Here is a 13,350-nt window from a genome sequence, read left to right on the forward strand (position 1 = left end):
GATTTGGTTTTGATGTAAATCGAATTGAGTAGAAAGTTCAGCGAGTGTGTGGTCGCCTTTAATTGCTGCGAGAGCAACTTTAACTTTAAACTCTGCTGAATGATTACGACGTTTTCTTCGTGTCATGGTTGACTCCAAAAACAAGCATTTCCCATGCTTATTGGGGAGTAGATTATCACTTATAGGCATGGTCTAAAATCCTAGACCCACATCACCCTGATCTGCTTGGGCCAAACCCGCGCATGAACTATGAAATGGGTGCGAGCATGAAACTGACCGACTGTGTCTGGGCGCAAAAAACCCAAACCCAGTATTTTAAAGATTTCCAAAAACTGTTCGATCAATATGACCTGATCTTGTCGCCTGTAACGCCTGTTAGTCCTTTTTCATGGCAAAACCTGTATTTAAGTGAAGTGAATGGCAAACCGCTAGAAAATTACTACCGCTGGTTATCGCTGACTTATGTGGTAACGCTGATGACCAACCCTGCACTGTCTTTCCCACTCGGGCGTGATCATCTCAACATGCCATTTGGGTTACAGATGATCGCAGGCTTCCGCGAAGACACCACCTTGCTGCGTATGGCGGATGCCTTGGCGCAGCACTGTGAACACGATCTTGATTTGGCGCAGCCACAACTCGATCTCAGTGTATTAATGCAAACGCATACCGACTTTAAAACAGGCATTGTCAATACCAGTCAGATCCGCAAGATTGAGCATGATCAAACAGCGTCTACGGTTTAAGCTCCCCCCCCACATGGCAGTCGTTCGCGGCTGCTATGTGTCCTGCTCTTCCGTCACCATTTCAGGCACAGCCAGTTCATCATATAAATATTCTAAAAACACCCGTGCCGCGTCAGGCAGGATTCGCCCACTCAACTTACACACTTCAATCGATAATGAGTTATTTAAAATATTGTCTTTTAACGGAATCGCCTTAATCAGATTTTGATTGAGATAAGATTTTAAAACCAGTTCGGTCGAGAGCGTGACCCCTCCTGCCAGTACATAAGACAAAATCGCGCTAATAGTATTGGAAGTAAAGATCGGCTCAATCACCCCACCCTGATGACTACAACGCACATCAAACACATCACGCAGCACAATGCCACGCGGTGGCAATGCCAAACGTACCGTTTCAAGCAGCGGTAAAGTAATGTTTTTTCGATCTGCCAGTTCATGCTGCGGGGTAACAATACAGTAAATCGGGGCATTTAAACGGTGCAGCACCGAAATATCAGACTGCGGCACATGATTAAAGGTCACACCAATATCGGCAGTACCATCTTTAAGCTGTTTAATGACATTTTTACCGCTATCGGCATGCAGAAACACTTGAATACCGGGGTAATCTGCCTGAAATTTGGCAATAATCGAGGGTAAAAAATCCAGTGAAAAACCTGTCGAACAAGCAATTTTAATACTGCCTTTATCCAAACCTTTCAGGGCATTGATTTCATTAAAGACCCGCTCGCTATCGAGTTGTAATTTCAGCGCATAGGCCGCCAAAATTTCCCCTGCCGACGTGGGTTTCATGCCACGGGCTTTACGTTCGAACAGCAACACATTCAGATTGGATTCCAAATGGGCAATTTGCCGACTGATCGCAGATGAAGCCACATTGAGTTTAAGCGATGCCTCGGCAATTGAGCCACAGCGCACCACTTCCAAAAAATAGCGTAACGAGGTTTCCTGAAGAATTTTAGAGTTCATTGTCCAAACTCGGGTCAATCCATGATGATTCACCCATCTTAAAAGATTGTTGCTGCACGCAGAAGCTTTTCTACGCGCAGCAGTGATCGATTAAGTTAAGCAAAAGCTGTGCCTTGTGCTAAATATTTTTGCATTTCAGCTTCAGGCACCATACCGCCACCCGTTGCCCAGACCAAGTGAGTGGCATGCTGCAACTGTTGTGCTGAGAAATGTTGCGCGTCTAGATAGTCTTGCGCCTGTGATACCACAACCGCACCATACATGCCTGCCAAAGCCGAAGGTTCCAGTTGAATGTCCTCAACATCACTCAACAAACGCAACATGTCATACAGACGTTGGTCATCGAGAGTGTAATAACCATCAATCAAACGCTGCATGGCACGCCCCACAAACCCCGACGCACGCCCCACTGCCAGACCATCGGCGGCAGTCAGGTTGTCAATGCCCAAATCCTGTACTGAAATCGCATCGTGTAAACCTGTATGCACACCCAGCAACATACACGGCGAATGGGTTGGCTCAGCAAAGAAACAATGCACATGATCGCCAAAAGCCAGTTTCAATCCAAATGCCACGCCACCAGGGCCACCACCCACCCCACAAGGTAAATACACAAATAATGGATGATCCGCATCGACCATGAGATTTTTTTGCTGGAATTGCTGTTTTAAGCGTTCGCCTGCCACCGCATAACCCAAGAACAATGTCCGTGAATTTTCATCATCAATAAAAAAGCACTGCGGATCTTGAGCCGCTAAAGCACGTCCCTGCTCCACAGCCACGCCATAATCCTGTTCGTATTCAACCACCGTCACGCCATTGGCACGCAACTTGTCTTTTTTCCATTGACGGGCATCTGCCGACATGTGCACCGTGACGCGAAAGCCCATTTTGGCACTCATGATGCCAATCGACATCCCTAAGTTGCCTGTCGAACCGACTGCAATCGCATACTGGCTAAAGAACTCTTGAAATTCAGGCGTATATAACTTGCGATAATCATCTTCAAGCGTGAGAAAACCTGCGTCAATCGCCAATTTTTCAGCATGTGCCAGCACTTCATAAATGCCACCACGCGCCTTGATCGAACCCGAAATCGGTAAATGGCTGTCGAGTTTTAACCAAAGCTGCCCAAAAATCTCTTGCTGAGATTGCTGTTGTAAAGCGCTTTGCATTGCAGGAATCGCCACACATTCCGACTCGATTTTACCTTGTGTCGCTTCAAGCTCAGGAAATGCCAACATCAGATACGGGGCAAAACGCTGTAAACGGGCATGCGCCTGTGCTACATCTTCTGCGGTCAAACCCACATCTGCCAGTGCCACATCCAAGGTGGTGCTAGCGGGATTAAACCACATCGTTTCTTCTAAATTCTGTAGCTGTTTCAGCAACGGATACTCGGCAATAAGTTGATCGATTTGAATAGGTTGCATAACAGATTTCGCTCTTGATTAAACTGCAATTCGGTTCGGTGAAAAAATATTTCGATCCGCAATCAGTTGGACTTGTCCTGTCATCATTTCCGCCAATAAACGTCCGCTGGCTGCACCCAAAGTAAAACCCTGGTGTCCGTGCCCAAAGTTAAACCACAGCCCTTTGTGTCGTGGCGCCGCACCAATATACGGTTTCATATCGACACTACACGGGCGGCGACCCAGCCATGCAGGACTTGGTAAAGCTTCACCCAAGTCCAGCCAGTCACGGGCACGTTGCTGGGTTTTCTCCAGTTGCACAGGGGTTGCAGGTGCAGAAAAATGGGCAAACTCCGCACCCGTGGTCAGGCGTGTACCTTTTTTCATCGGGGCAAGCACATAGCCATATTCGGCATCAAGCATCGGACGAGTCAACTGACTACCCTGCGTATAATGTTGATGATAACCGCGTTTCACAAATAACGGATTGTCATAACCCAGTTCGCTAATAAATTTCGATGACCACGGGCCGAGTGCAACAACAACATCTGGCGCAGTGAACGTCTGCCCATCGGTCTGAACTTGCCATGCATGATCTTGCTGTTTGAGTTGTTGAATCTGGGCTTGAACCATTGTGCCGCCGAGTTGTTCAAACCATCGTGCATAACGCTGTACCAGTTCACCGGGTTCAATCACACTCCACGGCTGTGTCCAGTGAATTCCGCCAATTAAAGGATGATCAGCTTTTAAATTTGGCTCAAGTTGACTGATTTGACTGACATTGAGAATCTGACTTGGCACGCCGTAACGCTGCTGACGATGCTCGGCATCCCGAATCCCGTCTTGCAAAGCTGCTTCACTACGATACAACTGAATCCAGCCATTTTTTAAAATCAGATCTTCCGCCTGTGCCTGAGCAATCAATTGCTGATGCTCTGCCAGTGCCACCCGAATCAGCACAGCATAATCTTTCGAAATCGCCTGATGGGTTTCTGGACTAGAATTACGCCAGTATTTCAACAATGGCGCAGCATATTCAGGCAAGGCATTTAAGTGATAATTCACCGCGCTATCTTGTTTCAGCGCAACTTTAAACAAGCTTGCCCATTCACGCGGAAAGGCATATGGCTCAACGGCTTCACTCTGAATAATCCCTGCATTGCCATAGGAAGTTTCTGTGCCCGGCGCGGACTGATCAATCACCGTAACCGTATAGCCTTGCTGTTGCAAATGGATTGCGGTGCAAATTCCGACCATGCCTGCACCTAGCACCAAAACTTCTTTAGACATCGCTTATCCTTTTTTGGCAATCACAGTAATTTCAATTTTTGCATCAATCACCAAACCTGCAATCACGGTGGTTCTGACTGGATAAGGCTGTGCAAAAAAACGTTCGTAAACTTGGTTAAATGCCGCAAAATCTGATTTATCGGTCAAATACACCGTGACACTGACCACATCATTTAAACTGGCTGACTGCTGTGACAACGTCTGTGCAATCTTATTCAGCACCAATTCAGTTTGTGCTTCAATCCCTTCAGGAATCGTGCCATCGGCATTTAAAGGCACTTCACCTGACAGGAAAATAAATCCATGACTTTCAACGGCTTTAGAAAATGGAAGTTGCATCAGTTTTATCCTATTTTAAATGAAAGGTATACGTCAAAATAACGCGGGTTTGATCGATTCCACGATCTAGACTGGAACAAAAGGAAGCATGACGCAAGCGTAAAGACAGATTTTTAAACTTGCCCGACTGCACGGTATACGCCAGTTCAGTGTCACGTTCCCATTCTTTTTGCTCGGCTGAGTTGCCTGTAATTCTGGCATTTGAACCATGTAAATATTTATTGGACAAGACCAAACCTGGCAGACCTAACCCTGCAAAATTATAGTCATAGCGTAACCACCATGTACTTTCATGCGGCAAGATAAAATAACTAACCATCACCGTAGTTGGTGTATAAGGCCCTGCACCTTTTAAGTACGGCAAGGCTTCACTGCCATCGACTTTTTGATAGCCCACATTAAATAAATGATGCTTGAGTTGATAGCTAAAACTCGAGGTGTACATCTGGTTGCTGATGCTGCCCGCCAGTGCTTGCCCTGAATCATAAGAATTGAAGTAACGTAAATCGCTGGTGAATTTACCCTGCCCTAAGGGTTTGGTCACTTTTAACCCCAAATAATGCTGGTCATAAGTATCTTTGAGCTGACTGAAATAGTAAGAAGCCTGTACGTCTGGACTGATTTTATAGTCCAGTCCTGCATAAATAAAAGCATCACTCGAGCGACTTTGTGTATAACGGGTATAGCCTGTATCAATGCCCAAGTCGGTATAATCACTCGAATCCCGCTGCATGACCCGATCAATGCGTCCCATACGAAAATTCACATCTTGTAACTGAGTTGACTCAAAACTCCAACCTCGAAAGGTTTGTGGAAATAGACGTGCATTATTGGGTAGCAACACAGGCAAATTATCAGGCTGCAACGTGCCATATTTTAAAATATTGTTTTCATGTTTCACTTTGGCAGTGACACCAAGTCGTGCATAACCATCTTTTGAATTGTGTGCATAACTTGGTTCACCTGCTAATGTTGCAGTCGAGGTCGGCAACAACCCAGTCCCACTGGTTTCTGCACTCGAATACAATTTCGCACCAAGCATGGCACTGACATCTAAACCAACCCCAACTTTGCCTTCGGTATAGCCCGAATTAAAATTTAAAGTTGCTCCCTGTGCCCACTCTTCTTTTTTACTTTGCTGTGGGCGGGTTGCCGTTTTTTCATTACGGTAATCCGAGTCAAAATAATAATTCTGTAAAATCAGATCTGATTTAGCATCTTGGAAAAATTCTGCATGTGCTGCTGATCCCACAAAACCAGTGAAGCTGCTTAAAACCAAAATTGCTGATCGCCGATTCATCCCCATTCCCCAATAAAAAATTCAATGGCTTGAGGATTAAGATAGAAGCGATCTTGCATTCTCGACAATCACTTTTTCCGCAATAAACCCTTGCCAAATTGGCAACTTAAAACAGCCTAGCCACGCTATTGAGGATGGATTTAAGTCAAGGTTCATCAATTTAGATGCAATAAGACAATAGCCTCATCAAAAAATATTAATCTTAGAAGAGATCACTGATTAGACATTAAATTTTATACTTATTAATAAAAATCAATGTATTAAAATAAATATATACGATTATTCATTTTTAACAGGCAACAAAAAAGGCTCAGTTTTTTCAAACTCAGCCTTTTTGTTTGGTAACAACATTTTATATTTCTAAAATGTTGGTGCGGAAGGGGGGACTTGAACCCCCACGCCCGAAAGCACTACCACCTCAAGGTAGCGTGTCTACCAATTCCACCACCACCGCATGTGGGTGCATTCTATTCGCTTCATTCAAAAAAGAAAAGTCTTTCTTGAGATTAATTTGCAGTTTTTTGCGTGGTTGATGAAGTTTCAGTCGAATTATTTGCAGGTGCTGTTACAGGTACATTTGTTGCACCCAAGCTATACGCATCTGCTGTTTGCTTCTTGGCAAATACAGCCAATGTAATACTGGTGACAAAAAACAATGCAGTTAAAATAGCCGTTAAACGAGTCAAAAAGTTGCCTGATCCAGAAGCACCAAATACAGTTGCAGCACCGCCGCCACCAAAAGATGCACCCGCTTCAGCGCCTTTACCTTGTTGTACCAAGATCAAGACAATCATCATCACTGCCAATAAAATATGCACAACCAATACAAATGTATGCATGTTAAATCTCCTTAAGATTGGCTTACAGCAAATGCTTGTGCAATTTGATAGAACGATTCTGCATTTAATGAGGCACCGCCCACTAAAGCACCATTAATATCTGGACATGCTGCAAGCTCTTGAGCATTTTCAGGTTTAACACTACCACCATATAAAATGGCAATGTTTTGACCTGCTGTGCTTAATTGTGTCAAACCTGCACGAATTTTTTCATGCATGGCTTGTGCATCTTGTGCCGATGCTGTTTTTCCTGTGCCAATCGCCCAAATGGGTTCATAGGCAATCACGATTTGCTTTTGCCAATGTTCCTCACCAATCACTGGAGCAACATCACAAATTTGTTGTAAAACGATCTGTTCAGCTAAACCTTGCTCACGTTGCTCAAGTGTTTCACCAACACAGTAAATTACGGTTAAGCCTTCAGCTAATGCCTGTGTAATTTTGGCTTTCAATACATCTGGGGTATCACCAAGCAATTCACGGCGTTCAGAATGTCCAATCAAGACATAACCAATTTGACTATCTGCAAGTAAAGTTGCACTGACCTCACCTGTAAATGCGCCAGTTGCCGCAAAACGTGAAACATCTTGTGCCACAGTATGCACAGTCCGTGGTGCATTGTCTAATTGCACCTGTACCCGATTTAAAGCAATTGCAATCGGCGCAACTGCTAAATGACATTGTTGTTCTGAGATCGGAGCTTGCTGCAAATATTGTTTAAATTGTTCAATCCATTGCAGGGAATTCGCCCAAGTAGGGTTCATTTTCCAGTTACCAATCACCCAAGGTACAATTGCCGAACCCGACATACACGACACCCTTTCAAGAAAATGGGCTTATTTTACACAGTTTTTTTTAAATTGAAGCTTTTTTTGCTTTTTTATACAATTTAATCTCACAAGGCTGTTTTTTCTATCAAAATAAGCAACCTTGTATATATTCAATTTTTTTGTTTTTTATAAAGGGTTAAATGCTTAGAATTGGAAACATCAAAATACCATGCCTTAAATTTGGGCTTAGCATTTTGAGATAACAAAAGTATAATTTATCCAATACCAAGTATGAGCAATACGATCCCATCAATAAGGCAAATACATTTATGGCAGACACACCTATTACGCCACGCTTATCAGGCTTTGCCCGTCGTCTAGTTGCGGAAGGTCACGCTTCAGAAGATAAAATGTTGCAGGCAATTGATGCAGCAAAAAAATCGAAACAAAATTTAGTTCCTTACTTGATTGATCATTTGCATCTATCAGCATTTATTATCGCTGAGGCGATTTGTGTTGAATTTAGTGAACCATTGTTTGACCTATCGAGTTATGATATCGCTCAGCTACCACGTGAATTAGTTGAAGAAAAACACATTATTAAACATCGTGTTATTCCTTTAATAAAGCGTGGAAATAATATTTATATTGCGATTAGCAATCCAACCGATATCGATGCAATTGATGCCATTCGCTTTAGTAGTAAACTTAATCCTGAGTTAGTTATTGTTGAGTATGACAAACTTGAAAGTTTTATAAATCAACATTTTGCAGAAAAAGAAGAATTTAGTTTTGGTGATGAAGAATTTGATATCTCCTTAGATGAATCTTCACCTGAAGAACAAAATTCAGATGAAAATACTAAAGAAGATGAAGCACCAATTGTTAAATACATTAATAAATTATTGGTTGATGCAATTCGTATGGGGGCATCAGATTTACATTTCGAGCCTTATGAAAAATCTTATCGGGTTCGTTACCGAGTCGATGGTGTCCTACGCCAAATCACAACGCCACCATTGCAACTCGCTAACCGCCTTGCTTCACGTTTAAAAGTCATGTCACAAATGGACATTTCAGAAAAACGACTCCCTCAAGATGGTCGTATTAAACTAAAACTGTCCAAGACCAAAGCTATTGACTTTCGTGTTAACTCCTTACCAACCTTGTTTGGTGAAAAATTAGTTCTCCGTATTCTCGATCCATCAAGCGCCATGTTAGGTATTGAAGCCCTCGGTTATGAAGATGATCAAAAAGCACTATTTTTAGAAGCCTTACATAAGCCCCAAGGCATGGTACTGATTACAGGACCCACAGGTTCGGGGAAAACAGTTTCTCTATATACAGGTTTAAATATTCTTAACACTGAAAACTCAAATATTTCAACAGCAGAAGATCCTGTCGAAATTAACCTCGAGGGGATTAATCAGGTCAATGTTAACCCCAAGGTGGGTTTAAGCTTTGCAACCGCACTACGCTCTTTCTTGCGTCAAGATCCAGACATTATTATGGTCGGGGAGATTCGTGACCTTGAAACTGCCGAAATTGCGATTAAAGCAGCACAGACAGGTCACATGGTGCTATCAACACTCCACACCAACAGTGCACCCGAAACCTTGACCCGTTTACGCAATATGGGGGTACCCTCGTTTAATATTGCAACTTCTGTTAATTTGGTGATTGCACAACGTCTTGCACGACGCCTATGTTCAAAGTGTAAAATACCACTCGATATTCCGACAAACAGTTTATATGAAATGGGGTTCACCACAGAAGATGTGGCAAATCCTGAATTTCAGATTTACCAACCCGTTGGTTGTTCCGAATGCCGTGAAGGTTATAAAGGACGTGTTGGGGTCTATGAAGTCATGAAAATCACGCCAGAAATCTCCAAACTGATTATGGAAGATGGTAATGCCTTACAAATTGCTGAAACTTCAGCCAAATTGGGTTTTCATAACCTGCGACGTTCAGGTTTAAAGAAAGTGATGCAGGGGGTGACTTCTTTACAGGAAGTCAATCGTGTCACAAGTGATTAATACATAGAGATTAAAAAAAGGATAATACTATGGCGGTTAAAAAAGCTGAGGCGATGCCGACATTTGCTTATGCGGGGGTTGATCGTAAGGGTATCAAGATCAAGGGGGAGCTTTCGGCACGTAATATGGCTTTAGCAAAAATCACCTTAAGAAAACAGGGGATTGATGTTCAGTCTATTCGTGAAAAACGTCGTAACATCCTTGAAAATATCTTCAAAAAACGCGTTTCGACACTGGATATCACCATTTTTACACGCCAGCTTGCCACGATGATGAAAGCCGGAGTACCTTTGGTACAGAGCTTTGAGATTGTAGCAGAAGGCTTAGATAACCCTGCTATGCGTGAAGTGGTTCTAGGGATTAAAGGTGAGGTTGAAGGAGGAAATACCTTTGCAGGTGCATTAAAGAAATATCCTCAATATTTCGATCGCTTATTCTGTTCATTGGTTGAATCGGGTGAGCAATCGGGTGCCCTTGAAACCATGCTCGAACGGGTCGCAATTTATAAAGAGAAAAGCGAACTTTTAAAACAAAAGATCAAAAAAGCCATGAAGTATCCACTTACCGTGATCGTGGTTGCAATTGTTGTCACGATTATTTTGATGGTGAAAGTGGTTCCTGTATTCCAAGACTTGTTTAGCTCCTTTGGCGCAGAATTACCAGCATTTACCCAAATGGTGGTCAATATGTCAAAATGGATGCAAGAATATTGGTTTATTATGATTATTGGAATTGGTCTCGTTATTTTTGCGATCATCGAGACAAAAAAGCGGAGTCAAAAGTTCAGAGATGGGCTTGATAAGCTGTCTTTAAAACTTCCGATCTTTGGTGATCTTGTTTATAAAGCGATTATTGCGCGTTATAGCCGTACTCTTGCCACTACTTTTGCTGCAGGTGTACCTTTAATTGATGCACTAGAATCAACCGCAGGTGCAACCAATAATATTGTATATGAAAAAGCTGTCATGAAAATTCGTGAAGATGTTTCAACAGGTCAGCAACTCCAATTTGCAATGCGTGCTGCTAACATTTTTCCGTCTATGGCGATCCAAATGGTGGCTATTGGTGAAGAATCGGGTGCATTAGATGCTATGTTAGATAAGGTTGCCACTTATTATGAAAATGAAGTGGATAATGCTGTTGATGGTTTAACAGCTATGATGGAACCTCTCATTATGGCCATTCTTGGGGTTCTTGTGGGTGGTTTAGTTGTTGCCATGTATCTTCCAATCTTCCAAATGGGTTCCGTGGTCTAATGTCTGAGTTGCTTGATTATTTCATTCACAATCCGACAGCACTATATATTGCCATCGGTTTGCTCAGTCTCTGTATTGGCAGTTTTCTCAATGTCGTAATTTTTCGCACCCCAAAAATGATGGAACAGGAATGGAAACAAGAATGTCAACTTCTCCTACATCCTGAACAACCCATTATTGAACATGAAAAACTCACCCTGAGCACGCCACCCTCCACTTGCCCAAGCTGCCATTCTGCAATTCACTGGTATCAAAATATCCCTGTAATCAGTTGGTTGTTACTTCGTGGACGTTGTGGCAGTTGTCAACATCCAATTAGTAAGCGCTATCCATTGGTTGAATTATTGACCTGTGTCTGTTCCATCGTTGTGGTTGCTGTTTTTGGTGCAACTTGGCAAATGCTGGCAGGTGTTGTTTTAACTTGGGTACTGATTGCACTGACTTTTATTGATTTTGATACTCAGCTTTTACCCGACCGTTTTACCCTGACGCTGGCAGGTGCTGGTTTAGCTGTAAACAGCTTGAGTTTATATACCACCCCGACACTCTCGATTTGGGGAGCTGTGATTGGTTTTCTATGTCTATGGGTGGTTTATATCCTCTTTAAAGTCGTGACAGGCAAAGAAGGTATGGGCTATGGTGACTTCAAGCTACTGGCAGCTTTAGGTGCATGGATGGGACCATTGATGCTACCATTGATTATTTTATTATCTTCAGTGGTGGGAGCTATCATTGGCATCATTCTGTTAAAAGTCCGTAAAGAGAATCAGCCTTTTGCCTTTGGCCCATATATTGCAATCGCAGGCTGGATTGCCTTTCTCTGGGGTGATCAGATTATGAAAGTCTATTTGGGTCAATAACATGTACGTGGTTGGTCTAACAGGTGGTATTGGCAGTGGTAAAACCGTTGCCAGTGACTGGTTCTCTGAGCAAGGCATCGAAGTTGTTGATGCAGATGTTGTGGCACGTGAAGTCGTTCAAGTCGGGCAACCTGCTCTCTTGCGCATTCAACAGCAGTTTGGAGACTGGGTTCTACTTGAAAATGGTGAACTCAATCGGCGTGCTTTGCGTGAACATATTTTTCAACATCCTGAAGCGAAAAAGATTTTGGAAAATATTACTCATCCTATTATTCGAGAAAGCATTATTCAACAGCTAGAGTCAGCACAGAGTCCATATGTGATTCTGGTCTCGCCCCTGCTATTTGAAACTGAGCAAACCCATTTAACTCAACGTAATTTACTGATTGATACGCCTGAACATTTACAGCTTGAGCGTGCAAGCCAACGTGATCAAAGCTCACATCAGCATATTCAAACCATCATGTCCCATCAAATGCCCCGTCATGAAAAACAACGGCGTGCCGACGATGTTGTGATGAATGATGGTCAACTCAGCCATCTCTATGCACAGCTTGAACCCTTGCATCAACAGTATCTAGACGATGCAAAAAAAACAGCTTCTTAATGTGAAGCTGTTTTTTTCTGTGCAGCAAGTTGTTCCTCTAAGGCATCTTTACGCTTAAACCAACGCCAAGGCTGCAAGGCTCCAACACCCATGCCAATCAAACCACAAATCATTGCAGTATTTAACGGTTCACCCAACAATGGCACAGCCACAATTGCAGCCATAAACGGTGCAAGGGTGACAATACTTCCTGTTTTAAAAGCCCCGAGACGTTCAATCGCAGCCACATAACTCAAGGTTGCAACAATCACGACCAAGATGCCATGAAAAAAGCCTTGGATGGCTAAATGCATGATGCTCGCATCATGAAAATGCTTCGGTAAGAACAGAATATAGATTGGCAAGTAAATCAGCGCTGACCAGATCGCCACCCCACTCATCGACTGCCAAGCTGACAATTTCCAATGCTTCAGCAGTACCGTAAATACGCCCCACCAAATCGCCGACAAGAAAAATAGACCATCGCCAATATTCAAGGCAACATGGGTTTCTTCATACATCATCACACTCATCGCCGAAATGGCTACGAGCATAATGATTAAACTGATCCATGTATGTTTATCAAAAGGCTGCTTAAACAGCAGATACCCTGCCACTGCGGTGCATAATGGGATACAACCATTTAGAAAAATGGCTGCGTGGGCAGCAGGCACATAATGAAAAGCAGAATAGGACGTCAAGCAATAAGCAACACCGCCAAGCAGTCCCAAAATAAATGGCTCTCTTTTCCACAAAAATGCAGTTTCCCGACGCCAGATTAAGATCGGCATCAGAATACTAAAACCTATCGTAAAACGTAGAGCACACACATCCCATGCGCTGATATGCCACTGTGCATTGAGACGGGAGAAGATCGTAAATCCTCCCCAAATCAACATGGTGATTGCAACAAATAAATAGCCTTGATTACGTGAGGTCATCGC

Annotated in this window: 13 protein-coding genes, 1 tRNA gene and 1 pseudogene; 5 read left to right on the forward strand and 10 right to left on the reverse strand. The window is 43.1% G+C overall.

Annotated features, from left to right (window positions below; translation table 11 throughout):
- A pseudogene (locus GBN19_RS08375) lies at nucleotides 1–126 on the reverse strand (IS3 family transposase); the annotation flags it as partial.
- 116 nt (nucleotides 127–242) lie between these two features.
- Here GBN19_RS08375 and GBN19_RS08380 point away from each other — a divergent pair.
- Nucleotides 243–746, forward strand: a complete 504-nt coding sequence (locus tag GBN19_RS08380; protein ID WP_228271238.1) for an amidase family protein — start codon at nucleotides 243–245, stop codon at nucleotides 744–746.
- A 33-nt stretch (nucleotides 747–779) separates the two neighbouring features.
- Here the strand turns inward: GBN19_RS08380 and GBN19_RS08385 are convergent, their stop codons facing one another.
- The 8 genes from GBN19_RS08385 to tpiA form a co-directional block, all read right to left on the reverse strand.
- On the reverse strand, nucleotides 780–1,715 hold the full coding sequence (locus GBN19_RS08385; protein ID WP_151777826.1) for a LysR family transcriptional regulator: 936 nt from the start codon (nucleotides 1,713–1,715) through the stop codon (nucleotides 780–782).
- 95 nt (nucleotides 1,716–1,810) lie between these two features.
- Nucleotides 1,811–3,148, reverse strand: coding sequence for a D-serine ammonia-lyase (locus tag GBN19_RS08390; protein ID WP_151777827.1), 1,338 nt, complete (start codon nucleotides 3,146–3,148; stop codon nucleotides 1,811–1,813).
- Nucleotides 3,149–3,166: 18 nt separating this feature from the next.
- Complete coding sequence (locus tag GBN19_RS08395; RefSeq protein ID WP_151777828.1) at nucleotides 3,167–4,417, reverse strand: NAD(P)/FAD-dependent oxidoreductase; 1,251 nt, start codon at nucleotides 4,415–4,417, stop codon at nucleotides 3,167–3,169.
- 3 nt (nucleotides 4,418–4,420) lie between these two features.
- Nucleotides 4,421–4,756, reverse strand: a complete 336-nt coding sequence (locus tag GBN19_RS08400) for a RidA family protein (RefSeq protein WP_151709914.1) — start codon at nucleotides 4,754–4,756, stop codon at nucleotides 4,421–4,423.
- Between the two features lie 10 nt (nucleotides 4,757–4,766).
- Nucleotides 4,767–6,056, reverse strand: a complete 1,290-nt coding sequence (locus GBN19_RS08405) for an OprD family porin (RefSeq protein WP_171494461.1) — start codon at nucleotides 6,054–6,056, stop codon at nucleotides 4,767–4,769.
- A gap of 369 nt (nucleotides 6,057–6,425) precedes the next feature.
- Nucleotides 6,426–6,510: transfer RNA gene (locus tag GBN19_RS08410), tRNA-Leu, on the reverse strand.
- A 52-nt stretch (nucleotides 6,511–6,562) separates the two neighbouring features.
- Entirely contained in the window at nucleotides 6,563–6,895 is a 333-nt protein-coding gene (gene secG / locus GBN19_RS08415; RefSeq protein ID WP_151709912.1) for a preprotein translocase subunit SecG, read from the reverse strand.
- 11 nt (nucleotides 6,896–6,906) lie between these two features.
- Entirely contained in the window at nucleotides 6,907–7,704 is a 798-nt protein-coding gene (gene tpiA / locus GBN19_RS08420) for a triose-phosphate isomerase (RefSeq protein WP_151709911.1), read from the reverse strand.
- A 290-nt stretch (nucleotides 7,705–7,994) separates the two neighbouring features.
- On the opposite strand from tpiA, the gene pilB reads away from it, so the two are divergent.
- From pilB to coaE, 4 genes are read left to right on the forward strand one after another with little or no spacing between them, the layout of a single operon-like run.
- Entirely contained in the window at nucleotides 7,995–9,704 is a 1,710-nt protein-coding gene (pilB, locus tag GBN19_RS08425) for a type IV-A pilus assembly ATPase PilB (protein ID WP_151777830.1), read from the forward strand.
- A 29-nt stretch (nucleotides 9,705–9,733) separates the two neighbouring features.
- Nucleotides 9,734–10,960, forward strand: a complete 1,227-nt coding sequence (locus GBN19_RS08430) for a type II secretion system F family protein (RefSeq protein ID WP_151777831.1) — start codon at nucleotides 9,734–9,736, stop codon at nucleotides 10,958–10,960.
- Nucleotides 10,960–11,820: a prepilin peptidase gene (locus GBN19_RS16230; RefSeq protein ID WP_151709908.1), complete on the forward strand. Its 861-nt coding sequence runs from the start codon at nucleotides 10,960–10,962 to the stop codon at nucleotides 11,818–11,820. Before GBN19_RS08430 ends, GBN19_RS16230 begins: the two co-directional genes overlap by 1 nt.
- 1 nt (nucleotide 11,821) lies before the next feature.
- A complete protein-coding gene (gene coaE / locus GBN19_RS08440; protein WP_151777832.1) occupies nucleotides 11,822–12,427 on the forward strand; it encodes a dephospho-CoA kinase in 606 nt (201 codons plus the stop codon).
- Here coaE and GBN19_RS08445 read toward each other — a convergent pair.
- Nucleotides 12,424–13,347, reverse strand: a complete 924-nt coding sequence (locus GBN19_RS08445; RefSeq protein ID WP_151777833.1) for a DMT family transporter — start codon at nucleotides 13,345–13,347, stop codon at nucleotides 12,424–12,426. The genes coaE and GBN19_RS08445 overlap by 4 nt on opposite strands.
- Between the last annotated feature and the right edge of the window lie 3 nt (nucleotides 13,348–13,350).

This window comes from Acinetobacter brisouii, from assembly GCF_008993995.1.
Classification (GTDB): Bacteria; Pseudomonadota; Gammaproteobacteria; order Pseudomonadales; family Moraxellaceae; genus Acinetobacter; species Acinetobacter brisouii_A.

Bases quoted from the DNA above. Each gene is read 5' to 3' on its own strand.
- GBN19_RS08405 (WP_171494461.1), bottom strand. From the start codon at position 6,056: ATGAATCGGCGATCAGCAATTTTGGTTTTAAGCAGCTTCACTGGTTTT.
- GBN19_RS08390 (WP_151777827.1), bottom strand. From the start codon at position 3,148: ATGCAACCTATTCAAATCGATCAACTTATTGCCGAGTATCCGTTGCTG.
- GBN19_RS08445 (WP_151777833.1), bottom strand. From the start codon at position 13,347: ATGACCTCACGTAATCAAGGCTATTTATTTGTTGCAATCACCATGTTG.
- GBN19_RS08430 (WP_151777831.1), top strand. From the start codon at position 9,734: ATGGCGGTTAAAAAAGCTGAGGCGATGCCGACATTTGCTTATGCGGGG.
- coaE (WP_151777832.1), top strand. From the start codon at position 11,822: ATGTACGTGGTTGGTCTAACAGGTGGTATTGGCAGTGGTAAAACCGTT.
- GBN19_RS08395 (WP_151777828.1), bottom strand. From the start codon at position 4,417: ATGTCTAAAGAAGTTTTGGTGCTAGGTGCAGGCATGGTCGGAATTTGC.
- GBN19_RS16230 (WP_151709908.1), top strand. From the start codon at position 10,960: ATGTCTGAGTTGCTTGATTATTTCATTCACAATCCGACAGCACTATAT.
- secG (WP_151709912.1), bottom strand. From the start codon at position 6,895: ATGCATACATTTGTATTGGTTGTGCATATTTTATTGGCAGTGATGATG.
- tpiA (WP_151709911.1), bottom strand. From the start codon at position 7,704: ATGTCGGGTTCGGCAATTGTACCTTGGGTGATTGGTAACTGGAAAATG.
- GBN19_RS08400 (WP_151709914.1), bottom strand. From the start codon at position 4,756: ATGCAACTTCCATTTTCTAAAGCCGTTGAAAGTCATGGATTTATTTTC.
- GBN19_RS08380 (WP_228271238.1), top strand. From the start codon at position 243: ATGAACTATGAAATGGGTGCGAGCATGAAACTGACCGACTGTGTCTGG.
- pilB (WP_151777830.1), top strand. From the start codon at position 7,995: ATGGCAGACACACCTATTACGCCACGCTTATCAGGCTTTGCCCGTCGT.
- GBN19_RS08385 (WP_151777826.1), bottom strand. From the start codon at position 1,715: ATGAACTCTAAAATTCTTCAGGAAACCTCGTTACGCTATTTTTTGGAA.